The sequence below is a fragment of the Pseudomonas sp. LF-5 genome (assembly GCF_037626295.1).
Classification (GTDB): Bacteria; Pseudomonadota; Gammaproteobacteria; order Pseudomonadales; family Pseudomonadaceae; genus Aquipseudomonas; species Aquipseudomonas monsensis.
Genome location: NZ_JARKMT010000011.1, coordinates 141632 through 165508, shown reverse-complemented (window position 1 = coordinate 165508; position 23877 = coordinate 141632). Strand labels below are relative to the sequence as shown.

The following is a 23877-nucleotide window of genomic DNA, read 5'->3' as shown; positions in this document are numbered from 1 at the left end:
CTTCGCGGGTGCCGGATAATGCCTAACCTTAAGTGACACCCGCCCGTTGCTGCCGGCAGAACCATGACCGAACTTGCGCTTACGCTGATCAGTGCCGCCCTGCTCAACAACTTCGTGTTGCACTGGCCGCTGGGCGTCGATCCGTTGCTGGCGGGCAGTCGGCGCCAGCTGCATGCGCTAGGGCTGGCGACGTTCTGCCTGATGCTGAGCGCCGGCGTCATCGGTTACGGGATCTGGCACTGGCTGCTGGTGCCGCTGCAACTGCAGGCCCTGCACCTGTTCGTGTGCTTGCCGCTCAGCGTGCTGCTGATCGCACCGCTGCTGAAACTGTTGGCGCGTGCGCTGCCCGACTGGCCGTTCGACGGACTCTGGCCGTTGTTGCTGGGCAATGCCGGCGTGCTCGGGCTGGCCTTGCTCAATGCGCAACAGGATCGCGGCCTGCTGCAGGCAACGGCGCTGAGCCTTGGCGCCGGGTTGGGTTTCTGGCTGGTGCTGAGTCTGTTCAGCGACTTGCGTGAACGCACCGCCGACAACGACATTCCCCTGCCCTTTCGCGGCCTGCCGATCGACCTGATCGGCGCCGGATTGATCGCAGTGATTTTTCTCGGATTCAGTGGACTGATTAAAACATGAGTCTGATTCAACTCATTGATGCCCTCCTGCCGCAGACCCAGTGCGGCAAATGCGGCCACCCCGGCTGCAAGCCCTATGCGCAAGGCATCGTCGAGGGCGAACCGATCAACAAGTGTCCACCGGGCGGCGACGAAACCATCGCGGCGCTGGCCGAACTGCTGAAGGTGCCGGCGCTGGAGCTGGACGTCAGCCGTGGTTCGGCACCGCCCCAAGTGGCGTTCATCCGCGAGGCCGAGTGCATCGGCTGCACCAAGTGCATTCAGGCCTGCCCGATCGACGCCATCGTCGGCGCCGCGAAACTGATGCACACCGTGCTGATCGACGAATGCACCGGTTGCGACCTGTGCGTGGCGCCGTGCCCGGTGGATTGCATCGAAATGCATCCGCTGCCGCCAGGCACGCTGCCGGTGGTGGGCGGCCTGGCCCTCAGCCTGGAAGAACAACGCGCACGCGCGGCCAAACGCGATCATGCGCGCCAGCGTTTCGAACGACGCAACGCCCGCCTGCAACGCGAAGAACAACAGAAACAGGCTGAACGCGAGGCCCGTGCACAACGGGCGACGCAACCGGCGGTGACTACCCTCGATCCGGTGCAGGCGGCTCTGGAACGGGTGCGCGCGCAAAAAGCCGCGACCGCCGACGCTGCGCTGAAAAAAGCCAAGATCGACGTCGCCATGAGCCGCGCGCAATTGCACAAATCGCTGAAAGCCTTCGGCCATCCACCGACGTTCGAGCAGCAGTCACAACTGATCGTGTTGCAACAGCAATTCGAAGCCGCCGAGCAGGCGCTGGCGAAACTCGAAAGCAACGCTCCCGGCGCTCCAACAGCGGTGGCCCCGGCCCCGGCGAAAGACGCAGACCTGAAACGGGCGAAAATCCAGTTGGCCATGCACCGCGCCGAACTGAAAAAGGCCCAGACTGCCGAAGCGCCGCCGGAGCGGCTCGCCACGCTGGAACAGGCCTTGCGTGACGCAGAGCTAGCGCTTCACGCTGCCGAAGCAGCCAGTGAGCAACCGCTGCCTGACCTCGTGCGCGTGGAAAAACGTCCGATCGACAGCCAGTTGCGCCAGTTGAAAACCGAACTGGCCTACGCCCGCGCCGACCTGAGCAAGCTCGAACGCCGCGCCGACACGCCCAGTGACGCCCTCGACAAGGCCCGCGCCCGTCTGCAGGACGCCGAGCGTCAGGTACACGATCATGTTGCCCCGTGAAGCACCGGATGATCGCCTGCAACAGGCGATGAAGCTGGTGCTGCTCGCCACGCTGCCGGGGCTGCTGGCATTGTTCTGGCTGTACGGCTGGGGCGTGCTGATCAATCTGCTGCTGGCGGTAGCCACCGCATTGCTGGTCGAGGCAAGCGTCAGCCACCTGCGCCGACAACCGCTGCACCCGACGCTGAGCGACGGTAGCGCATGGGTCAGCGCGACATTGCTGGCGCTGGCCCTGCCGCCTTATTGCCCGTGGTGGCTGACGGTGACGGCGATTGCTGGCGGCTTGCTGTTGGGCAAGCACCTGTACAGTGGCATCGGCAAGAATCCGTTCAATCCGGCCATGCTCGGCTTTGCGCTGGCGATGGTGCTGTTCCCGCAGCCGATGACCCATTGGCCGGCACACGGGATGAATCTGCTGGCAACGTTTGAACAGGTCTTCAACACGGGTCAGGCGCCGGACGCCTGGGTTCAGGCCACCGCGCTGGACAGTCTGCGTATCAACAAAAGCCTGACCATGGATGAGCTATTCGCCGCCAACCCGGCGTTCGGCCATTTCGGCGGGCGCGGCGTGGAGTGGGTCAATCTGGCGTTTCTCGCCGGCGGGCTGCTGTTGTTGCAACGTCGGGTGATCGGCTGGCAAGCACCGGTCGGCATGCTGGTCAGCCTGTTTGTCATCAGCCTGCTGTGCTGGAACGGTTCGGGCTCCGACTCCCACGGCTCGCCGCTGTTTCATCTGCTGAGCGGCGCGACCATTCTCGGTGCATTTTTCATCATCACCGAACCGGTGTCCGGGCCAAAAAGTCCGCTGGCCCGGCTGTTGTTCGGCGTCGGTGTCGGACTCCTGACCTACCTGATCCGCACTTGGGGCGGCTACCCGGATGGCGTCGCGTTTGCGGTGTTACTGATGAATCTCTGTGTGCCGGCGCTGGAGCGTTTTGCCGCCACTCGCCAGGCGCAGGTGCATTCATGAACCGCGCGGCCTCTGTCATCACACTGGTGCTGATCGCCAGTGTTGGTCTCGGCCTGACTTATGAGGTGCAACGCAGCAGTGCACCACAGATTGCCATCGAACAACGTCTGCTCGACAGTCGCAAACTGTTGGATCTGCTCGCCGCGGATGCCTACGACAATCAGCCTCTGGAACAGCCACTGGCGTTGGCGGATAAGACGTTAAGCCACAGCACGCTGTTGACGGGTTACCGGGCAAGCAAAGCCGGGCAGCCGGTGGCGGTGCTGTTGCGCACGCAAACCGAGGGCTATGCCGGCGCCATCGAATTGCTCATCGCGATTGATGCCAATGGCAGACTGCTGGGTGTTAAAACCCTGCGGCAACATGAAACGCCGGCGTTGGGCGGGCATGTCGGCGACTGGCCGAACAACTGGCTGGCTGGGTTTTCCGGGAAATCACGCAGCGCCCCCGATGACACAGGCTGGGCCTTGAAAAAGGATCAGGGGCAGTTCGATCAACTGGCGGGCGCGACTATCACCTCCCGCGCCACCGTCCATGCCATCCATGACGCCCTGCGCTACTTTGATGAACACCGGGCAACCTTGCTGGGGGGCGCACCATGAACCGGCCGACGAATCTGAGCAACGCCTTGCTGCTGGCGCTGCTGCTGGGTACCAGCGCCACACTGGCCGGCGCGCTGGGCATGTTGTTGATGTCGAGCGTTGTCACGACGGCTTACGCGGTGTGCATTGCTCCATTACGCGCTCGACTGTCTGACAGCGGCCTGTTGCTGGCCAGCCTGCTGCTGGCCGCCACCCTGACCAGTTGCGCCAATATCCTTGGGCAGCGCTGGGCGTTGCAGTGGCACCAGGCACTCGGGTTCTATAGCGGGCTGATCGCCTTGCAATGCGTAGTGCTGGAATACAATGGTTTCTTTCGTCAGGCGCGCACCGAACGCCTGAAGTTTTTTGGCCTGTCGAGCGGGCTGCTACTGACGCTGGCGGTACTGCGTGAGCTGCTCGGTCAGGGCCATCTCGGTCGTGGTCTCTCAGAACGCTGGCAAGGCCTGGTTCTGTTCAACGAAGGGCTGCACCTGTTCACCCTGGTTCCCGGCGCTTTCATATTGCTGGGGCTGCTGTTGGCTGCCCGCCAGGCTTTGACTCGCTCGAACGCTCTCTCCAAGGAAACACATCACCCATGAATGCCGCAAAACGCCTTGAGATTTTTCGTCGACTGCATGAAGACAATCCCGAGCCGAAAACCGAACTGGCCTACTCCTCGCCCTTCGAATTGCTGATTGCGGTGATTCTGTCGGCGCAGTCGACGGACGTTGGCGTGAACAAGGCCACGGCCCGGCTCTTCCCCGTTGCCAATACCCCGGCAGCGATCCACGCCCTGGGTGTCGAAGGGCTGTCCGAATACATCAAGACCATCGGCCTCTACAACAGCAAAGCCAAGAACGTGATCGAGACCTGCCGCATGCTGGTCGAACTGCACAATGGTGAAGTCCCGCAAACCCGTGAAGAGCTGGAAGCCCTGCCCGGCGTGGGCCGCAAGACCGCCAACGTGGTGCTCAATACCGCTTTTCGACAATTGACCATGGCGGTCGACACGCACATTTTTCGTGTCAGCAATCGCACCGGCATCGCTCCGGGGAAAAATGTGGTTGAGGTGGAAAAGAAGCTGATGAAGTTTGTACCCAAAGACTACCTGCTGGATTCTCACCACTGGCTGATTTTGCACGGTCGCTACGTGTGTCTCGCCCGCAAGCCGCGCTGTGGCAGTTGCCGGATCGAAGATCTGTGCGAGTACAAACACAAAACATCGGACGATTGAGTGGCTATTGGTTTTACTGATTCACCGATTGAAAAAATCTTTTTTACCCACAGCAGGAATGTCGATATAAGGAGCGCCAAAGGCAGTCTTAGCCTGGAGTTAACCTTATGACTGACAGTAAAGAACAACTGGATGTAGATGACGAATTTACTGCTGCGGAAACCGACGACACCGAACCGGTGGTCGAGGTCGCCAAAACCAATCTGAGCAAACGCCGCACCATCGACAACCTGCTTGAGGAGCGCCGACTGCAAAAGCAATTGGCTGATTACGATTTTGATCTCTGACATTTGAGAGCCTCCCGATACGGAGGCTTTTCATTTTCTGCGACTCGCTGAATTCGATCGGCCCATGATCACGTCAGTGACGCCACTCAGACAAGTCCGTTACGCTGCGCCAACTCGATCAGATCGACCAGTGAGCGGGCATTGAGCTTGAGCAACAGGCGGGTCTTGTAAGTGCTCACCGTCTTGTTGCTTAAAAACATGCCATCGGCAATTTCCTTGTTGGTCTTTCCCCGCGCCAACTGTTGCAAGACCATCATTTCCCGACCGGACAGGCGATCCACCATATCGGCTTCACTGGCGTTGCCCAGACTGGTGCGCACGGTGTGCAGCGCCTGATTGGGGAAATAGCTGTAGCCCGACAACACCGCCTTGATTGCACTGAGCAACTCGGTGAGGTCCTGCTGTTTACACACATAACCCGCCGCCCCCGATTGCATGCAGCGCATTGAAAAGTGTCCGGGTGCCTGTGACGTCAATACGAGAACCTTGACAGGCATGGCCGTTGAAGTCAGGCGCGCGATAACTTCCAGGCCATCAAGTTTCGGAATACCAATATCCAGAATGACAATATCCGGCATCTGGTCGCGAGCAAGTTGCAATGCATCCACACCGTTATCAGTTTCCGCGATGACTTCATAGCCATGACGTTCCATCAGCATACGTACCGCAAGACGAATGACGGGGTGATCATCCACGATCAGCACTTTATTCATGGGCAAGTCCAGTTTCGCTGTTCGAATTTTTTGAACACGCACAATATCCCAGCCACTTGTCCCGTGGCATGCCAAGTTTCACACGCACTTGCATCCAGAGACATTCCCTACAGCCAATGAGGATAAATCCCACAAAAATCCTTTCCTCATCTAAAAATCCGACGCCTCACTGGACACTCTCGGCTTGAATCTGTAACGGCGTGCGCTGTTTGCCAGCCAGCGCTGCGCTGGCAACGCGAGCTTCTGTCGTGGCAGGCATCACACGCCGTATCGCAGCATATAGAAATAAAAAGTTATGGCGCCCGCCACTTAAAACAGCCGCGCATCGTCAATAACTTACAAACATTCAGAGCGCGGGTATTTATACTTCGGAAAATAATTTTGTTATAACCAAGAGCAAGCCCTTGCAACAAAAAAGCCGCCAACAACTCACAAAACAATGAAAGCCTACAACCACAAGAGCACGATCATGTTAAAAATCAAGAGCAGAATTACCAACCCGATGACAGTCATCGCTATATTCGCAGCCATTTCGGAAACATCGGCCGCCGTGTCCCTGCCATTTCTTGGCAATGAAGATCGTGAGTTTTACGTGTGGTTTCTCGTCATATTCCCGTTCTACTTGTTATTTCTTTTTTTTCTGACTTTAAACTTCAACCACCGCTCACTGTATTCCCCATCCGATTTCAATAAAGATGAAAGCTTTTTAAAAGCCATAGAAAACAGCGAGCGTAACTCCAGACGAAATCCATCTTCGCGAGAACTGCGTGCCCAAGGTATTTCAGGGTTTTCAAGTTGCATACTGTCCGGTCCCCCTCAAGCCAGCCCATGCAAGGACAAGTGCAGAGCCCACAACGTGGCCGATCCGCCGTCAGGTGACAGCGCATCCTCGGGACCTGTTGTTCAGCACATCATTCAGTTGACCACGGCCCTGCGCAGCCTGCACATGATCGACATACGGAATCTGGACACGACGAAAGAAATCACGGCGATTCTGGAAAAAATCCACCACACCGACAAAAAAACCGACCGGGTCATCGTCCTTATCAGCAATCATGTGTCGGATGTTTTCCTGACACAAAACGCGTTACTGCCGATCAAACCGGCGAAGAAGGACACGGGCGCGACGCCCTATATTGTTTACAACGTGTGCTCACAAGCGATCACGCTGTTGGGACGGGTTTGAAGGATGGAGCACGTCCACCGCGACAGTGCGCCAGAGATCGCCCGATACGCGCAAGACACAGCATTCAATAAAAAAGGCGGGCCTGTCTTAACGACAAGCCCGCCTTTTCATTGCACAGCGTTCTGAAAGAATCAGAACAACTTGCGACCCTTGTTGGCCGCAATGCGCATGCGCAGCGCGTTGAGCTTGATGAAGCCCGCCGCGTCGGCCTGGTTGTAAGCACCGCCGTCTTCTTCGAAGGTCGCGATGTTGGCATCGAACAGCGAATCGTCGGACTTGCGGCCAGTCACGATCACGTTGCCCTTGTACAGCTTCAGACGAACCACACCGTTCACGTTGACCTGCGAAGCGTCGATCATCTGTTGCAGCATCAGACGCTCAGGGCTCCACCAGTAGCCGGTGTAGATCAGGCTGGCGTATTTCGGCATCAGCTCGTCTTTGAGGTGAGCGACTTCGCGGTCCAGGGTGATCGACTCGATAGCGCGGTGAGCGCGCAGCATGATGGTGCCGCCCGGGGTTTCGTAGCAACCACGGGACTTCATGCCGACATAACGGTTCTCGACGATGTCGAGACGACCGATACCGTGAGCGCCACCGATCTTGTTCAGCGTTGCCAATACGGTGGCCGGGGTCATTTCGACGCCGTCCAGCGCAACGATGTCGCCGTTACGGTAGGTCAGTTCCAGGTATTGCGGGGTGTCGGGAGCCTTCTCCGGGGAGACGGTCCAGCGCCACATGTCTTCTTCGTGCTCGGTCCAGGTGTCTTCCAGCACGCCGCCTTCATAGGAGATGTGCAGCAGGTTGGCATCCATCGAGTACGGGGATTTTTTCTTGCCGTGACGCTCGATCGGGATCGCGTGCTTCTCGGCGTAGTCCATCAGTTTCTCGCGGGACAACAGGTCCCACTCACGCCAAGGAGCAATCACTTTCACGCCTGGCTTGAGTGCGTAGGCACCCAGTTCGAAACGCACCTGGTCGTTACCCTTGCCGGTAGCGCCATGGGAAATGGCGTCGGCGCCGGTTTCGTTGGCGATTTCGATCAGACGTTTGGCGATCAGCGGGCGTGCGATGGAAGTACCCAGCAGGTACTCGCCTTCGTAAACGGTATTGGCGCGGAACATCGGGAACACGAAATCACGCACGAATTCTTCGCGCAGATCGTCGATGTAGATTTCTTTGACGCCCATGGCCTGAGCCTTGGCGCGGGCCGGCTCGACCTCTTCGCCTTGACCGAGATCAGCGGTGAAGGTCACCACTTCACAGTTATAAGTATCCTGCAGCCACTTGAGGATCACCGAAGTGTCCAGGCCGCCGGAATACGCCAGAACGACCTTGTTTACGTCCGCCATGCCATCACTCCACGGGGTTCTACGGAAAGCCGAGGAGTCTACCGCTCAAACGCGATAATTTACAGAGGCGCGACAGCTTAAGACGACAAAGCGACAGATTCTGTCGAGAGCGCGACGATGACCGGCGGGTCAGGAAGTTGCTGCAGTGCTGGCTGGCGTGCTGGCCTGGGGCGCCGGTACGGAGGGCGTTGCCACCCGGGCCAGTTTCACCGCTACCCGACGATTCTTCGCCCGGTTGGCCGCATTGGTGTTGGGCACCAGCGGGTATTGCTCACCGTGGAACCGCACAGTGATCTGCGATTCGGCGATGCCGTTGGCCTTGAAGAAATCCACCACCGCCAATGCGCGACGACGCGACAACTCGCGATTGGTCAGGCGGTTGCCGCTGTTGTCCGAATGGCCATCGAGCTCGATGTGATTGACCGTCGGATCAGCCTTCATGTACTCCAGCATCACTTGCAGCTTGGCCTTGGCAGCAGCGTCCAGATCCGTGCCTTCGCCGGGGAAGCCGATCTGCGACTGCTTGATCTGATCGAAATTCTGCGGCAGCAACTTCGCCACACAGGTCTGGTAGTCGTTGAACGCCTTGCTGAACTTGACGGGCAGCAGGCGTACTTCAGACACCCGGCCATCGCCGGACGCACGGCGCACCACCGGGCTGCGACCGTCGAGCAAACCGTTGATCAGCCCGCCGGCCTGAGACTGCGAACTGTTGAACAGCACGTTGCCAGTTCCGATCCGGACGCTGCCCAGATAGATGTCGTTACGCCCCGGCTGCCACGGCGCGGCCGCCGCGAGCAAGGTCGCCGAACCACCGCCGAGCATGGCGTTGTAGGCATTCAGACGAAAAATCGCCTGCTCGCCGGCCTTGCGCACGAACTGGCCCGAGCCGAAATCGGTGATCGGCTGGGTCAGACGGCACTCGAACTTGTCACCCTCGACCGTCCACTCAATGTTCTCCAGACGCGTCTGGTAGGTGAGCGCCATCGCGGGGAGGCTGGCAAACACACTGAGCAAGGCTAAATATCGCTGGCGCACGGGAGGCTCCATTGGCTTCTGTAACACAAAGACCGATTCACACTATGTTTACGGCATACCTTCGGGATATCGGAAGGTTCCGGCAAAACTTGATAGCGAGTGCCTGCAAGAGTCTTTTCCGGTAGCATTCCCCTCAGTTTGACCCGCCTGGAATTCCCTCATGTCCGACCGCCTGACCCTGCTGCGTCCCGACGACTGGCACATTCATCTTCGCGATGGTGCCGTGTTGACCAATACCGTTGCCGATGTTGCGCGCACCTTTGGCCGCGCAATCATCATGCCCAACCTGGTACCACCGGTGCGCAACGCCGCTGAAGCCGACGGCTATCGCCAGCGGATTCTCGCTGCCCGCCCGGCCGGCAGTCGCTTCGAACCGCTGATGGTGCTGTACCTCACCGACCGCACCCAGCCCGAAGAAATTCGTGAAGCCAAGGCCAGCGGTTTCGTGCATGCCGCCAAACTGTACCCGGCCGGCGCCACCACCAACTCCGATTCCGGCGTAACCAGCATCGACAAGATCTTCCCAGTGCTGGAAGCGATGGCTGAAGTCGGCATGCCGTTGCTGATCCACGGTGAAGTCACGCGTGGCGATGTCGACGTCTTCGACCGCGAAAAGATTTTCATTGATGAGCACATGCGCCGTGTAGTCGAGCGTTTCCCGACGCTCAAAGTGGTGTTCGAACACATCACCACCGGCGACGCCGTGCAGTTCGTCAACGAGGCTTCGGCCAACGTCGGCGCGACCATCACCGCGCATCACCTGCTGTACAACCGCAACCACATGCTGGTAGGCGGAATTCGGCCGCACTTTTATTGCCTGCCGATCCTCAAGCGCAATACGCACCAGGAAGCCCTGCTCGACGCCGCCACCAGCGGCAGCGCGAAGTTCTTCCTCGGCACCGACTCGGCGCCGCACGCCCAGCACGCCAAGGAAGCCGCCTGCGGCTGCGCTGGCTGCTACACCGCGTACGCCGCCATCGAGTTGTATGCTGAAGCCTTCGAACAGCGCAATGCGCTGGACAAGCTCGAAGCCTTTGCCAGCCTCAATGGCCCGCGCTTCTATGGCCTGCCGGCGAACACCGACCGCATCACCCTGGTTCGCGAAGAATGGACCGCCCCGACCAGCCTGCCTTTTGGCGAGCTGAACGTTATCCCGCTGCGCGCCGGTGAAAAACTGCGCTGGCGCCTGCTGGAGGAACACGCGTGAGTGAAGACCATTTCGACGATGAACTGGACGGTCAAGGTGGCGGCGGTTCCCGTCACCCGATGGCAGCACGCTTTCGCGGTTACCTGCCGGTTGTCGTCGACGTAGAAACCGGTGGCTTCAACTCGGCCACCGATGCGTTGCTGGAGATTGCCGCGACCACCATCGCCATGGATGAAAAGGGTTTCGTTTATCCGGATCACACCTACTTCTTCCGTGTCGAGCCATTCGAAGGCGCCAACATCGAAGCGGCGGCGCTGGAGTTCACCGGGATCAAGCTCGATCACCCGTTGCGCATGGCCGTCAGCGAAGAAACTGCGTTGACCGACATCTTCCGTGGCATTCGCAAGGCATTGAAGGCCAATGGCTGCAAGCGGGCGATCCTGGTCGGCCACAACAGCAGCTTCGACCTTGGCTTCCTGAATGCGGCCGTTGCGCGCCTGGACATGAAGCGCAACCCGTTTCATCCGTTCTCCAGCTTCGACACGGCAACACTGGCCGGTCTGGCTTACGGTCAAACCGTATTGGCCAAGGCCTGTCAGGCGGCCGACATCGACTTCGACGGTCGTGAAGCGCACTCGGCGCGTTACGACACCGAGAAAACCGCTGAACTGTTCTGTGGGATCGTCAACCGCTGGAAACAGATGGGCGGCTGGGAAGACTTCGACGACTGATCCTCGTCGGGCAAATCCCGCACATAAAAAAACCGGCCACGCAGGCCGGTTTTTTTGTACCTGAACGTTGCGCCTTACAGGGCAGCAGCGTTCTCGGTCAGGTAAGCCGCAACGCCTTCTGGCGAAGCGTTCATGCCTTTGTCGCCTTTCTTCCAGTTGGCAGGGCAGACTTCGCCGTGCTCTTCGTGGAATTGCAGAGCGTCAACCAGACGGATCAGCTCTTCCATGTTACGGCCCAGCGGCAGGTCGTTGACGATCTGCGAGCGGACAACGCCCTTGTCGTCGATCAGGAACGCGCCACGGAAAGCCACGCCGCCTTCGGATTCAACGTCGTAGGCTTTAGCGATGTCGTGCTTCATGTCGGCAGCCATGGTGTATTTCACCTGGCCGATGCCGCCATTGTTGACCGGGGTGTTACGCCAGGCGTTGTGGGTGAAGTGCGAGTCGATCGACACGGCGATCACTTCAACGTTGCGTGCCTTGAAGTCAGCCATGCGGTTGTCCAGAGCGATCAGCTCGGACGGGCAGACGAAGGTGAAGTCCAGTGGGTAGAAGAACACCAGGCCGTATTTGCCTTTGATGGCCGAGGACAGGGTGAAGCTGTCAACGATCTCGCCATTGCCGAGTACGGCCGGGACGGTAAAGTCAGGGGCTTGTTTGCCTACGAGTACGCTCATTGATATCTCCTGGTGTAAAGACTTGAAGTTCAGGGTCCGGGCCAGCCTGCCACCCTCAGGCGACAGCCCTGTGACACGAACCCCCTTCGCAAGGGCCGACCATCATACACTGCGTTTTTGGCCTGTCCTCAACGGTTTTTAGCGAAAGCGGATAATGGCGCTGCATTTCCGGGGCCAGGCAAATCGCCATTAATCACCGTTCGTCAGTCATCCGCATTTCCAGTGAAAACCATTCAGAAAGCACTTTGACAATCATTCTCGTTAACATTAAGATCCATCGCAATTGAGTCACAACCAGCGACGGTTCTCACTTATGTATGTTTGCCTCTGCACTGGCGTCACCGACGGACAGATCCGCGATGCGATCTATGAAGGTTGCTGCAGCTACAAAGAAGTCCGCCAGGCCACTGGCGTCGCCAGCCAATGCGGCAAATGTGCGTGCCTTGCCAAGGAAGTCGTTCGCGAAACCCTGACCAAGCTGCAAACAGCCCAGGCTGCGATCCCCTACCCTGTTGAATTTACCGCGGCATAATTACTCCCCTATTTCGAAAAACCGGACATATGTCCGGTTTTTTTATGCCTGTAAATCAATCGGTTAGGCGCTAGACGCGGAACACAAACATTCTTATTCAGATTTAATTTCATTTATTATTCAATAACTTAGGTTTGACACTTATAAATACCAAGCTCAAACTCCGCCTTATATACAGCTATTACAGGGCAGGACTCCCATCATGAAAGGCGACATTACAGTCATCCAGCATCTCAACAAGATCCTTGCCAATGAGCTGGTCGCGATCAATCAGTACTTCCTGCATGCGCGCATGTATGAAGATTGGGGCCTGAACAAGCTGGGCAAACACGAGTACCACGAGTCCATCGACGAGATGAAACACGCGGACAAGCTGATCAAGCGCATTCTGTTCCTGGAAGGCCTGCCGAACGTCCAGGACCTGGGCAAGCTGCATATCGGCGAGCACACCAAGGAAATGCTGGAGTGCGATCTGCGTATCGAAAAGACCGGCCACGCTGATCTGAAAGCCGCCATCGCGCATTGCGAAACCGTGGGCGACTTCGGCAGCCGTGAACTGCTCGAGGACATTCTTGAGTCCGAGGAAGAACATATCGACTGGCTGGAAACCCAACTGGGCCTGATTGATAAAGTCGGTCTTGAGAACTATCTGCAATCGCAGATGGGCGAAGAGTAAGTCAGCGTCCGCTGAACTCGCGACACTAAAAAGCCCCGCCCTCTTTCGAGGCGCGGGGCTTTTTTTTGCCTGATGCGATGCAGGCATCACCACGAATCACATGTAGGAGTGAGCCTGCTCGCGATGGCGGTGTGTCAGCCGATACTTCAATAACTGACAGAACGCTATCGCGAGCAGGCTCACTCCTACACAAAAGCGAATCAGGCTTCGGACTTGTTCGCAGCGGCTGCTTCAACAGCTGCCTTGATGGTGCTTTGCAGCGAACCGTCTGCAGCCATCTCGGTCATGATGTCGCTACCGCCGACCAGTTCACCGCCGACCCACAGTTGCGGGAAAGTCGGCCAGTTGGCGTACTTCGGCAGATTGGCGCGGATTTCCGGGTTCTGCAGGATGTCCACGTACGCAAACTTTTCGCCACACGCCATCACAGCCTGCGCAGCTTTTGCGGAGAAGCCGCACTGCGGGGCATTCGGCGAGCCTTTCATGTAAAGCAGAATGGTGTTGTTGGCAATCTGCTCTTTAATCGTTTCGATGATATCCATGGAGCACCTCGGCTGAACTTTCCGACTCATGGGTCGGCACGGTGGCGCATTGTAACGGAATCCCGAGCGCCATGCTCGGTCTCCCCGACAGACATGCTCAGGCTGCTGCCACCGTCACCGGCACACCATTGAGCGCCGCATTGCCCGACAGCTCATCCAGTTGGCACTCATCGGTCAGGTCGTTGGCACTCGACCCCGGCTGACCGCTGGCAATCGTCATCTGCACGCCCGGACGCGCATGGCCCCAGCCATGCGGCAGGCTCACCACGCCCTTCATCATGTCGAGGCTGCCGAGCACTTCGACCTCGATCTGCCCGACCCGCGAACTGACACGTACTCGCTGCCCATCGCAGAGCCCGCGACTGGCCAGATCCTCCGGGTGCATCAGCAACTGATGACGCGGCTTGCCCTTCACCAGCCGATGGTAGTTGTGCATCCACGAATTGTTGCTGCGCACATGCCGACGGCCAATCATCAGCAACTCATCAGCGGCCGGTGCTCGCAACGCAGCGAAGCGCACGAGGTCGGCGAGGATCTCCGGCGGAGCAGCCTGCACCCGCTGATTCGGCGTTTTCAGACGCGATGCCAGATTCGGTTTCAACGCGCCCAGATCAATGCCATGCGGATGATCGAACAGCGTCGCCAACGAGAGTTTTTGCTCGGACGCATCACCGTACAGGCCCATGCGCAAGCCCATGTCGATCATCTTCGCCGGCGGCATCGTTGGTTTGAGCTCCTTGCCGGTCTTCTCGGCAAAGGCCTTGGCCAGGCCGACAAAGATTTCCCAGTCATGCAGTGCGCCCTCGGGCTTGGCGAGAATCGCCCGATTGAAGCGGGTGACGTTGCGCACCGCGAACAGGTTGAACGTGGTGTCGTAGTGATCGTTCTCCAGCGCCGAGGTCGACGGCAGGATCAGGTCGGCGTAACGCGTGGTTTCGTTGATGTACAGGTCGATACTGACCATGAACTCCAGGCCGTCCAGCGCCTGTTCCAGTTGTCGGCCGTTGGGCGTCGACAGCACCGGATTGCCCGCCACGGTGATCAATGCGCGAATTTGCCCGTCGCCTTCGGTGAGCATCTCTTCGGCCAGCGCCGACACCGGCAATTCGCCGCCGTATTCCGGGCGCCCGGACACACGACTTTGCCATTTGTTGAAATGCCCACCCGAAGTCGAAGCCACCAGATCCACTGCCGGTTCGGTGCACAACGCGCCGCCAACACGATCGAGGTTGCCGGTGACCAGATTGATCAATTGCACCACCCAGTGACACAAGGTGCCAAAGGCCTGGGTCGAGACGCCCATCCGCCCGTAGCACACCGCACTCGGTGCAGCGGCAAAGTCGCGGGCCAGTTGGCGGATCTGTTCGGCAGGCACCGCGCACAACGGGCTCATGGCCTCAGCCGTGAAGGTCGCCACTGCCGCGCGTACGTCGTCCAGCCCGTCAACCGGCAAATGGCTGTCGCGAGTCAGGCCTTCGCTGAACAGCGTGTTGAGCACCCCGAACAACAACGCCGCATCGCCCCCCGGGCGCACGAACAAATGCTGATCCGCGATCGCCGCCGTCTCGCTGCGCCGTGGATCGACCACCACAACCTTGCCGCCACGTGCCTGAATCGCTTTCAGGCGCTTCTCGACATCCGGCACGGTCATGATGCTGCCGTTGGACGCCAGCGGATTGCCGCCCAGGATCAGCATGAAATCGGTGTGGTCGATGTCCGGAATCGGCAGCAACAAGCCGTGGCCGTACATCAGGTAACTGCTCAGGTGATGGGGCAACTGATCGACCGAGGTCGCGGAGAAGCGATTGCGCGTCTTCAGCAGGCCGAGAAAGTAGTTGCTGTGGGTCATCAGCCCGTAGTTGTGCACGCTCGGGTTGCCCTGATAAACCGCCACGGCGTTTTGCCCGTGACGCGCCTGAATCGCCGCCAGGCGCTCGGCCACCAGCGCAAAAGCCTCGTCCCACTCGATCGGCAGCCATTCGCTGCCGACCCGGCGCATCGGCTGGCGCAAACGGTCGGGGTCATTCTGAATATCTTGCAGGGCCACAGCCTTGGGGCAAATATGGCCGCGGCTGAACGTGTCGAGGGCATCGCCCTTGATCGAGGTGATCGCGACGCTGCCATCGGTTTCGGTGGTTTCGATGGTCAGGCCGCAAATGGCTTCGCACAGGTGGCAGGCACGGTGATGGAGAGTCTTGGTCATGGCCAGTCTCTGTCTTGTTCTGGGCGGGCAACAGGCCTGCGGGAACAAAACTATGGCCCGTGCGCAGCCCCCGCGCCAGCGACGTTCGTCTTGTGAATTGACGCTTATCAGGGGCGCCGATAGCCCGTCGCGTCAGTTCGACGGCAATTGGGGCGGTGCGGCGAGCTGGATTTCCTGAATGGTTTCGATCTGCTCGTGGGCGACGTGCACGCCGGTGAGTTCGCCGATCAGGCGCCAGTGTTCATCGAGCCCGGCGCTGATGGTCGCCATGCGATCAATCATGTGGCGCCCCGCAGACTTGACCACTTCGTCTTCGCTGCGCAGCAGTTCGAAGGACATTGAAGTGACAGAAGCGGTGAGATGGGTCAGTGAGCGAGCCGTGTGGCCCAGCAATTCCATTAACAGTTGTTCTTTCGATTCCATGCGGAGGCTTCCTGCGTCGCTCGAAACTTATTTATAACCCAGCACTTTGCTTTAGCAAATGTTTCAGCCCGATCATCCGACCAAGCGGATCCGCAACCACCCGGTCCCGAACCGACCCGAACGGCACTCTCCCCGCCACCGCGCATTGCCAAGCCCCGCGAGGCCAGTGTACAAAGTGGTTCGCTGCTGTACTGACCCCGGCTTCAAATGCGCGACCGCCCACGGCGGCCCGCTCTCCGAATCCCGCAAAAACCGTAGCCTATTGGCATAACGCGACATTTAGTGTCAATATCGCGCCTCCCCCTATTTCGTCGCCCCCGTGCGGCTTACGCCGCAGGTCTCGCCCGTTGTTCCGTTAAACAAGGCTTTGAGCATCTGCGGTTAGTAGCAAAAGGTAGTCAATGATGAGCGCAAGGCACTTTCTCTCCCTGATGGATTGCACGCCCGAAGAGCTGGTCAGCGTGATCCGTCGAGGCGTTGAGCTCAAGGACCTGCGTAACCGCGGCGTACTGTTCGAGCCTCTGAAAAACCGCGTACTGGGGATGATCTTCGAGAAATCCTCGACCCGCACCCGCATCTCGTTCGAGGCCGGCATGATCCAACTCGGCGGCCAGGCGATCTTCCTGTCCCCGCGTGACACCCAACTGGGCCGCGGCGAGCCGATCGGCGACTGCGCCATCGTCATGTCGAGCATGCTCGATGCCGTGATGATCCGTACCTTTGCCCACAGCACCCTGACCGAATTCGCCGCCAACTCGCGCGTGCCGGTGATCAACGGCCTGTCCGATGACCTGCACCCGTGCCAGTTGCTGGCCGACATGCAGACCTTCCTCGAACACCGTGGCTCGATCCAGGGCAAGACCGTGGCCTGGATCGGCGACGGTAACAACATGTGCAACAGCTATATAGAAGCGGCGATCCAGTTCGACTTCCAGTTGCGCGTTGCCTGCCCGGAAGGTTATGAGCCGAACCCTGAATTCGTGGCCAAGGCCGGCGATCGCGTGACTATCGTTCGCGATCCAGCCGACGCCGTGCGCGGTGCGCATCTGGTGAGCACCGACGTCTGGACTTCGATGGGTCAGGAAGAGGAAACTGCCAAGCGCCTCAAGCTGTTCGCGCCGTTCCAGGTCAACCGTGCCCTGCTCGACCTCGCTGCCGAGGACGTGCTGTTCATGCACTGCTTGCCTGCGCACCGTGGCGAAGAAATCAGCCTCGACCTGCTTGATGACCCGCGCTCCGTCGCCTGGGATCAGGCAGAAAACCGTCTCCACGCACAGAAGGCCCTGCTCGAGTTCCTCGTCGAACCGGCATACCACCACGCATGAGCCATGAATTACTGCTGAACCTGCGCAACCTCGCTTGCGGCTATCAAGATCAACGTGTGGTGCAGAACCTCAATCTGCACCTCAACGCCGGTGATATCGGCTGCCTGCTCGGCTCGTCCGGCTGCGGCAAGACCACCACCCTGCGCGCCATCGCCGGTTTCGAACCGGTGCACGAAGGGGAAATCACCCTCGGTGGCGAAACCATCTCCAGTGCCGGATACACCCTGGCTCCGGAGAAACGCCGGATCGGCATGGTGTTCCAGGATTACGCACTGTTCCCGCACCTGAGTGTCGCCGACAACATCGCCTTCGGCATTCGCAAGCACCCGAACAAGGAGCGTGTCACCGAAGAGTTGCTGGAACTGGTCAACCTGAAGAACCTCGGCAAACGCTTCCCCCACGAGTTGTCCGGTGGTCAGCAACAGCGCGTCGCCCTGGCCCGCGCCCTCGCGCCGGAGCCGCAACTGCTGTTGCTCGACGAGCCGTTCTCCAACCTCGACGGCGAGCTGCGGCGCAAGCTCAGCCACGAAGTCCGCGACATCCTCAAGGCCCGTGGCACCAGTGCGATTCTGGTGACCCACGACCAGGAAGAAGCCTTCGCCGTGAGCGATCACGTCGGCGTCTTCAAGGAAGGTCGGCTGGAACAGTGGGACACGCCCTACAACCTGTATCACGAACCGGCGACGCCGTTTGTGGCCAGTTTCATTGGCCAGGGTTACTTCATTCGCGGCCAGCTCGGCAGCCCGGAGTCGGTGCACACCGAGCTCGGCGAACTGCGTGGCAACCGGGCCTACACCTGGCCGGTGGGCGGCGCGGTGGATGTGCTGTTGCGTCCGGATGACATCGTTTATGCGCCGGACAGTGCGCTGAAAGCGCGCATCGTCGGCAAGACGTTCCTCGGCGCGTCGACCCTGTATCGCCTGCAACTGCCGACCGGCGCGCAGCTGGAGTCGATCTTCCCGAGCCATGCCGACCATCAGATGGGTGCTGAGGTGGGGATTCGCGTATCCGCCGAACATCTGGTGTTGTTCCAGGCTTCGGGCAGCACTGCCGCACAAATTCCAGCCGTGGAAAACGGCGTGCGCCGCTACAGCACCGCCCTCTGATCCAGCACCATCCCCCTGTAGGAGTGAGCCTGCTCGCGATAGCGACCGCTATCGCGAGCAGGCTCACTCCTACAGTTGTTTTGGGTTAGCCCAGGATCAAGGTGCCGCTCGCAACGAGCGTCGCATTGCCGCCAATCTTCACCCGCTCCCCTTCCAGCCGACAGAACAGTTCCCCGCCCCGCGCCGAACGCTGGCACGCCGTCAGGCTCGACTTGCCCAGACGTGCAGACCAGTAGGGAATCAGGCTGCAATGGGTCGAACCGGTCACCGGGTCTTCATTGATGCCGATCGCCGGGGCGAAGTAGCGCGAGACGAAATCATGCTGATTGCCCCGCGCGGTGACGATCGCGCCGAGCCACGGCAGTTTGGCCAGTGCAACCATGTCCGGTGTGCAGTCGAGCACCGCTTGCTCCGACTCCAGCACCACGAACAGCTCGTTGGAACCGAGCACGTCCACCGCCTCGACGCCCAGCGCGCGTTCGACATCCAGTGTCACGCCAATCTCTGACGGCACGATGGAGGGGAAGTCCAGCCACAGGCGATCGCCTTCGCGGGTCACACTCAACGGTCCGGACTTGCAGATGAAGTCCAGACGTTCGGCGTTTTCCTGGTAGATCTCGAACAACACATAGGCGCTGGCCAGCGTCGCATGCCCGCACAAGGGTACTTCGGTGGTCGGGGTAAACCAGCGGATGTGCCACGCAGCGCCTTCGCGCACCACGAATGCCGTTTCCGCCAGGTTGTGCTCGGCGGCGATTTTTTGCATCAACTCGTCCGCCAGCCAGGTATCGAGCCGATAAACCATGGCCGGGTTGCCACTGAATGGCCGATCGCTGAATGCGTCGACCTGATGAAACTCGAGCTGCATAACCTACTCCCTGAAGTTCGTCGGCAGAGCATGCAGTCCCGGCCGGATCAGCGCCAGTCACAGAACCGGCGAATTTTCTTCATACAGCGGTCAAGCCTAGGCGCGGCCGATATCGGCGAAAATGGCCCGGGTGTGCTCAGCGAGAACGGCAGGTGCCAGTTCGACTTCCAACCCACGCCGGCCGGCGCTGACATAGATAGTCGAAAAGCCTTGAGCCGAGTTATCGATAAAGGTGCGCAGGCGTTTCTTCTGCCCCAGCGGACTGATACCGCCCAACAGATAACCGGTGGAACGCTGTGCGGCAGCCGGGTCGGCCATCTCGACTTTTTTTACCCCGGCAGCGTGGGCCAGGCCCTTGAGGTCAAGGCTTCCGACGACCGGCACCACCGCCACCAGCAATTCCCCCTTTTCACTGGCCGCCAGCAGCGTCTTGAACACCTGCGCCGGCGCCAGCGCCAGTTTTTCCGCGGCCTCCAGCCCATAGGACGCGGCCTTCGGGTCATGTTCGTAACTGTGCACGCGATGTTCGGCACGAACTTTTTTCAACAAGTCCAACGCAGGGGTCATGGCAGCTCCAGGCTTGGCAGACAGAGAAAAATCCTGCGCCGGATTCTAGGCGATCGGCTCACAAAAGGCTCTATTCCAAGCCACGTTTCCCGTGGCCTCCAGCTTTTCTGGGGGCGGGTTGAGAGGTGTCGGCGAAGGATCATTCACACGGCCAATAGTTTAATTGTGACCGACGGTTCACTTTCGACCTTTGACAGGTTTGTTTCTTGTCTATATTTTTTCGAATCTGAATAATGTAAGAATTATCATCTCCGCAGCACCCAGCAGTAAACCGGGAACAGGATGGGGATCCTGCCCCGGGGAAAATCGCGCTCTGCCCTGACGGCAAACGCGCCAGACAACAACAAAAAACGAGGTTTTCAATGACAACTGCTTTACAGCAACCATCGCTTTCAAGCCAATGCATGGCCGAGTTTCTGGGGACTGCACTGCTGATCTTTTTCGGCACCGGTTGTGTCGCCGCGCTCAAAGTCGCAGGTGCCAGCTTCGGTCTGTGGGAAATCAGCATCATCTGGGGCGTCGGCGTGAGCATGGCGATCTACTTGACCGCCGGCGTTTCCGGCGCGCACCTGAACCCCGCCGTGAGCATCGCCCTGAGCATTTTCGCTGACTTCGAAAAGCGCAAACTGCCGTTCTATATCCTCGCGCAAATTGCCGGCGCCTTCTGCGGCGCGCTGTTGGTCTACACGCTGTACAGCAACCTGTTTTTCGATTACGAACAAACCCACCACATGGTTCGCGGCTCGGCGGCGAGCCTGGAGTTGGCCTCGGTATTCTCGACTTTCCCTAATCCTGTGCTGTCCACCGCCCAGGCATTTCTGGTCGAGGTGATCATCACCGCGATCCTGATGGGCGTGATCATGTCCCTGACTGATGACAACAACGGCCTGCCGAAAGGCCCGCTGGCGCCGCTGCTGATCGGTTTGCTGATCGCGGTGATCGGCAGCTCGATGGGCCCGCTGACCGGCTTCGCGATGAACCCGGCCCGTGACTTCGGTCCTAAACTGATGACTTTCTTCGCTGGCTGGGGTGAAATTTCCTTCACGGGCGGCCGCGATATTCCGTACTTCCTGATTCCGATTTTTGCACCGATTGTCGGTGCCTGCCTCGGCGCTGCCGGGTACCGCGGGCTCATTGCCCGTCACCTGACCGGCGCCACACCTGCTACAAAGGATGCAGAACCGGCCATTGACGGCAAACCAAGAACTTCTTGAAACAGTCGGCGCGGGTTCCTGCCCATTTAGAGCCCGCGCCACGGCCCACTCTCCCTTATTTCGTCCAAGGCAATCGACATGACCGACATTCAGAATAAGAACTACATCATTGCCCTCGATCAGGGTACAACCAGCTCCCGCGCGATCATTTTCGACCGCGACGCGAACGTGGTCTGCACCGCGCAGCGCGAATTCGCCCAGCATTACCCGCAAGCCGGCTGGGTCGAACACGACCCGATGGAAATCTTCGCCACCCAGAGTGCGGTGATGGTTGAAGCGCTGGCCCAAGCCGGTCTGCATCACGACCAGGTCGCCGCCATCGGCATCACCAACCAGCGTGAAACCACCGTGGTCTGGGACAAGACCACCGGCCGCCCGGTGTACAACGCCATCGTCTGGCAATGCCGCCGCAGCACCGAGATCTGCCAGCAGCTCAAACGCGACGGTCACGAAGACTACATCCGTGACAACACCGGCCTGGTCACCGACCCGTACTTCTCCGGCACCAAACTGAAGTGGATCCTCGACAACGTCGAAGGCAGCCGCGAGCGTGCGCGCAACGGCGAACTGCTGTTCGGCACCGTCGATAGCTGGCTGATCTGGAAATTCACTGGCGGCAAGGTACACGTCACCGACTACACCAACGCCTCGCGCACCATGCTCTTCAACATTCACTCGCTGGAGTGGGATTCGAAGATGCTGGAAATCCTCGACATCCCGCGCGAGATGCTTCCGGAAGTGAAGGCGTCTTCGGAAATCTACGGTCGCACCAAGAGCGGCATCGCCATCGGCGGTATCGCCGGTGACCAGCAAGCGGCACTGTTCGGCCAGATGTGCGTCGAACCGGGCCAGGCGAAAAACACCTACGGCACCGGCTGCTTCCTGCTGATGAACACCGGCGACAAAGCGGTGAAATCCCAGCACGGCATGCTCACCACCATCGCTTGCGGCCCGCGTGGCGAAGTTGCTTACGCACTGGAAGGCGCGGTGTTCAACGGCGGTTCGACCGTACAGTGGCTGCGCGATGAACTGAAGATCATCAACGACGCCCACGACACCGAATACTTCGCCAACAAGGTCAAGGACAGCAACGGCGTGTACCTGGTGCCGGCCTTTACCGGTCTGGGCGCGCCGTACTGGGACCCGTATGCCCGTGGCGCGCTGTTCGGCCTGACCCGTGGCGTACGTGTGGATCACATCATCCGCGCCGCGCTGGAGTCGATCGCCTACCAGACCCGCGACGTGCTTGACGCCATGCAACAGGACTCCGGCGAACGCCTCAAGGCCCTGCGTGTGGACGGCGGCGCGGTGGCGAACAACTTCCTCATGCAGTTCCAGGCCGACATCCTCGGCACCCAGGTCGAGCGCCCGCAAATGCGCGAAACTACGGCACTCGGCGCCGCGTATCTGGCCGGTCTGGCGTGCGGTTTCTGGGGCAGCCTGGACGAACTGCGTGGCAAAGCGGTGATCGAGCGCGAATTCGAACCAAGCCTGGACGAAGTCGAGAAAGAGAAACTCTACAAAGGCTGGAAAAAAGCCGTCAGCCGTACCCGTGACTGGGCGCGTGAGGACGCTGAATAAGCCAACCTGAGTACTCGTATCTGTATGTAACTGGTCGGGAGGAGATTCCTGCGGCATCATGGGCAAATTTTGCACGGCAGCCCAAAGGAAGCCCCATGAATCTGCCTCCCCGTCAGCAGCAAATCCTCGAGCTGGTCCGCGAACGCGGCTATGTGAGCATCGAGGAAATGGCCACGCTGTTCGTTGTTACCCCGCAAACCATCCGCCGCGACATCAATCAGCTCGCGGAAGCCAATCTGTTGCGTCGCTACCATGGCGGTGCAGCCTACGATTCCAGCGTCGAAAACACTGCCTACGCGATGCGCGCCGATCAGATGCGCGATGAAAAACAACGCATCGGTGAAGCCATCGCCGCACAGATTCCCGATCACGCCTCGCTGTTCATCAATATCGGCACAACGACCGAATCGATTGCCCGCGCCCTGCTCAACCACAACCACCTGAAAATCATCACCAACAATCTGCACGTGGCGTCGATGCTCAGTGCCAAGGATGATTTTGATGTGCTGCTGACCGGCGGCAACGTGCGCCGTGACGGCGGTGTGGTGGGTCAGGCGAGCGTCGATTTCATCAATCAGTTCAAGGTCGATTTCGCCCTGGTCGGCATCAGCGGGATCGACGAAGACGGCAGCCTGCTCGACTTCGACTATCAGGAAGTGCGGGTTTCCCAGGCGATCATCGCCAATGCGCGGCAGGTGATTCTCGCGGCGGACTCGAGCAAGTTCGGACGCAACGCGATGATTCGTCTCGGGCCGATCAGCCTGATCGATTGCCTGGTTACCGATCAGCAGCCGGTGCCGGCTCTGGCGCAGTTGTTGAGTCAGCACAAGATTCGTCTGGAAGTGGTTTAACCCCCCCCTCAGCATTCCCCTGTGGTGAGGGGATTTATCCCCGTTGGGCTGCGAAGCGGCCCCCCTCACCCTGTCAAAGTCGAACCTCATTGCATGGTTCTGGGACTGCTTCGCAGTCCTTCGGGGATAAATCCCCTCGCCACAATGGTTTTTCTCCGCCTGTTAATGTTCGAAAATTTTCTTTTAACCGCCCTTCGATGAGTTTTTTCAATCGAAGTCGACTGGCTGTGCG

At 59.4% G+C, this 23877-nt stretch carries 26 protein-coding genes; 17 read left to right on the top strand and 9 right to left on the bottom strand.

What is annotated here, in order from left to right; all coding sequences use genetic code 11:
* Positions 1-63 precede the first annotated feature (63 nt).
* The 7 genes from PseuLF5_RS24280 (at position 64) to PseuLF5_RS24250 (ending at position 4916) form a co-directional block, all read left to right on the top strand.
* The gene (locus tag PseuLF5_RS24280) at positions 64-633 is read left to right on the top strand and encodes an Rnf-Nqr domain containing protein (protein WP_340134875.1); all 570 of its coding nucleotides are present in this window, start codon (positions 64-66) and stop codon (positions 631-633) included.
* On the top strand, positions 630-1844 hold the full coding sequence (gene rsxB / locus PseuLF5_RS24275; RefSeq protein WP_340134874.1) for an electron transport complex subunit RsxB: 1215 nt from the start codon (positions 630-632) through the stop codon (positions 1842-1844). The genes PseuLF5_RS24280 and rsxB overlap by 4 nt, the downstream gene beginning before the upstream one ends.
* On the top strand, positions 1831-2814 hold the full coding sequence (locus PseuLF5_RS24270) for an RnfABCDGE type electron transport complex subunit D (RefSeq protein WP_340134873.1): 984 nt from the start codon (positions 1831-1833) through the stop codon (positions 2812-2814). The genes rsxB and PseuLF5_RS24270 overlap by 14 nt, the downstream gene beginning before the upstream one ends.
* Positions 2811-3416, top strand: coding sequence for an RnfABCDGE type electron transport complex subunit G (locus PseuLF5_RS24265; protein ID WP_340134872.1), 606 nt, complete (start codon positions 2811-2813; stop codon positions 3414-3416). Before PseuLF5_RS24270 ends, PseuLF5_RS24265 begins: the two co-directional genes overlap by 4 nt.
* Positions 3413-3994: an Rnf-Nqr domain containing protein gene (locus tag PseuLF5_RS24260; RefSeq protein ID WP_322376102.1), complete on the top strand. Its 582-nt coding sequence runs from the start codon at positions 3413-3415 to the stop codon at positions 3992-3994. Before PseuLF5_RS24265 ends, PseuLF5_RS24260 begins: the two co-directional genes overlap by 4 nt.
* Entirely contained in the window at positions 3991-4629 is a 639-nt protein-coding gene (gene nth, locus PseuLF5_RS24255) for an endonuclease III (protein ID WP_123466244.1), read from the top strand. The genes PseuLF5_RS24260 and nth overlap by 4 nt, the downstream gene beginning before the upstream one ends.
* Before the next feature lie 107 nt (positions 4630-4736).
* Positions 4737-4916 (top strand): PA3496 family putative envelope integrity protein, encoded by a 180-nt coding sequence (locus PseuLF5_RS24250; protein ID WP_123466242.1) that lies wholly within the window; start codon positions 4737-4739, stop codon positions 4914-4916.
* An 86-nt stretch (positions 4917-5002) separates the two neighbouring features.
* On the opposite strand, the gene PseuLF5_RS24245 is transcribed toward PseuLF5_RS24250, so the two are convergent.
* Positions 5003-5629, bottom strand: a complete 627-nt coding sequence (locus PseuLF5_RS24245; protein WP_123466240.1) for a response regulator transcription factor — start codon at positions 5627-5629, stop codon at positions 5003-5005.
* Between the two features lie 469 nt (positions 5630-6098).
* Here PseuLF5_RS24245 and PseuLF5_RS24240 point away from each other — a divergent pair, with 469 nt between their 5' ends.
* Entirely contained in the window at positions 6099-6815 is a 717-nt protein-coding gene (locus PseuLF5_RS24240; RefSeq protein WP_340134871.1) for a hypothetical protein, read from the top strand.
* Positions 6816-6946: 131 nt separating this feature from the next.
* On the opposite strand, the gene PseuLF5_RS24235 is transcribed toward PseuLF5_RS24240, so the two are convergent.
* Positions 6947-8164, bottom strand: a complete 1218-nt coding sequence (locus tag PseuLF5_RS24235; RefSeq protein ID WP_027612065.1) for an argininosuccinate synthase — start codon at positions 8162-8164, stop codon at positions 6947-6949.
* 129 nt (positions 8165-8293) lie between these two features.
* A complete protein-coding gene (locus tag PseuLF5_RS24230; protein WP_123466236.1) occupies positions 8294-9202 on the bottom strand; it encodes a flagellar protein MotY in 909 nt (302 codons plus the stop codon).
* Positions 9203-9362: 160 nt separating this feature from the next.
* Between PseuLF5_RS24230 and pyrC the strand changes: the two genes are divergently transcribed.
* Together pyrC and rnt are read left to right on the top strand one after the other, a co-directional pair.
* Positions 9363-10409 carry a dihydroorotase gene (gene pyrC / locus PseuLF5_RS24225; RefSeq protein ID WP_123466234.1) on the top strand — a complete coding sequence of 349 codons (1047 nt, stop codon included), beginning with the start codon at positions 9363-9365 and terminating at the stop codon, positions 10407-10409.
* Positions 10406-11080: a ribonuclease T gene (gene rnt, locus PseuLF5_RS24220; RefSeq protein ID WP_095136951.1), complete on the top strand. Its 675-nt coding sequence runs from the start codon at positions 10406-10408 to the stop codon at positions 11078-11080. The genes pyrC and rnt overlap by 4 nt, the downstream gene beginning before the upstream one ends.
* A gap of 74 nt (positions 11081-11154) precedes the next feature.
* On the opposite strand, the gene PseuLF5_RS24215 is transcribed toward rnt, so the two are convergent.
* Positions 11155-11757, bottom strand: a complete 603-nt coding sequence (locus PseuLF5_RS24215) for a peroxiredoxin (protein WP_007953195.1) — start codon at positions 11755-11757, stop codon at positions 11155-11157.
* A 313-nt stretch (positions 11758-12070) separates the two neighbouring features.
* On the opposite strand from PseuLF5_RS24215, the gene PseuLF5_RS24210 reads away from it, so the two are divergent.
* Together PseuLF5_RS24210 and bfr are read left to right on the top strand one after the other, a co-directional pair.
* Complete coding sequence (locus PseuLF5_RS24210; protein WP_093430580.1) at positions 12071-12289, top strand: bacterioferritin-associated ferredoxin; 219 nt, start codon at positions 12071-12073, stop codon at positions 12287-12289.
* 202 nt (positions 12290-12491) lie between these two features.
* Complete coding sequence (bfr, locus tag PseuLF5_RS24205) at positions 12492-12965, top strand: bacterioferritin (protein WP_123466230.1); 474 nt, start codon at positions 12492-12494, stop codon at positions 12963-12965.
* Between the two features lie 200 nt (positions 12966-13165).
* Here bfr and grxD read toward each other — a convergent pair whose 3' ends face one another.
* From grxD to PseuLF5_RS24190, 3 genes are all read right to left on the bottom strand, one after another.
* Positions 13166-13507 (bottom strand): Grx4 family monothiol glutaredoxin, encoded by a 342-nt coding sequence (gene grxD / locus PseuLF5_RS24200; protein WP_016773402.1) that lies wholly within the window; start codon positions 13505-13507, stop codon positions 13166-13168.
* Between the two features lie 97 nt (positions 13508-13604).
* Complete coding sequence (locus tag PseuLF5_RS24195) at positions 13605-15710, bottom strand: molybdopterin oxidoreductase family protein (protein WP_186746728.1); 2106 nt, start codon at positions 15708-15710, stop codon at positions 13605-13607.
* Positions 15711-15842: 132 nt separating this feature from the next.
* Positions 15843-16133: a hypothetical protein gene (locus tag PseuLF5_RS24190; RefSeq protein WP_042607370.1), complete on the bottom strand. Its 291-nt coding sequence runs from the start codon at positions 16131-16133 to the stop codon at positions 15843-15845.
* Between the two features lie 404 nt (positions 16134-16537).
* Between PseuLF5_RS24190 and argF the strand changes: the two genes are divergently transcribed.
* Positions 16538-17458, top strand: a complete 921-nt coding sequence (gene argF / locus PseuLF5_RS24185) for an ornithine carbamoyltransferase (RefSeq protein WP_042704963.1) — start codon at positions 16538-16540, stop codon at positions 17456-17458.
* Entirely contained in the window at positions 17455-18564 is a 1110-nt protein-coding gene (locus tag PseuLF5_RS24180) for an ABC transporter ATP-binding protein (RefSeq protein WP_340134870.1), read from the top strand. The genes argF and PseuLF5_RS24180 overlap by 4 nt, the downstream gene beginning before the upstream one ends.
* 85 nt (positions 18565-18649) lie before the next feature.
* On the opposite strand, the gene PseuLF5_RS24175 is transcribed toward PseuLF5_RS24180, so the two are convergent.
* On the bottom strand, positions 18650-19432 hold the full coding sequence (locus tag PseuLF5_RS24175; protein ID WP_336347231.1) for a PhzF family phenazine biosynthesis protein: 783 nt from the start codon (positions 19430-19432) through the stop codon (positions 18650-18652).
* 96 nt (positions 19433-19528) lie between these two features.
* Positions 19529-19999: a Cys-tRNA(Pro) deacylase gene (gene ybaK, locus PseuLF5_RS24170; protein ID WP_123466222.1), complete on the bottom strand. Its 471-nt coding sequence runs from the start codon at positions 19997-19999 to the stop codon at positions 19529-19531.
* Between the two features lie 362 nt (positions 20000-20361).
* Here ybaK and PseuLF5_RS24165 point away from each other — a divergent pair, with 362 nt between their 5' ends.
* The 3 genes from PseuLF5_RS24165 (at position 20362) to PseuLF5_RS24155 (ending at position 23645) form a co-directional block, all read left to right on the top strand.
* Positions 20362-21213 (top strand): MIP/aquaporin family protein, encoded by an 852-nt coding sequence (locus PseuLF5_RS24165; RefSeq protein WP_128616320.1) that lies wholly within the window; start codon positions 20362-20364, stop codon positions 21211-21213.
* Between the two features lie 78 nt (positions 21214-21291).
* On the top strand, positions 21292-22794 hold the full coding sequence (gene glpK, locus PseuLF5_RS24160; RefSeq protein ID WP_016986644.1) for a glycerol kinase GlpK: 1503 nt from the start codon (positions 21292-21294) through the stop codon (positions 22792-22794).
* Positions 22795-22889: 95 nt separating this feature from the next.
* Positions 22890-23645: a DeoR/GlpR family transcriptional regulator gene (locus PseuLF5_RS24155; protein ID WP_007916700.1), complete on the top strand. Its 756-nt coding sequence runs from the start codon at positions 22890-22892 to the stop codon at positions 23643-23645.
* The last annotated feature ends 232 nt before the right edge of the window (positions 23646-23877 follow it).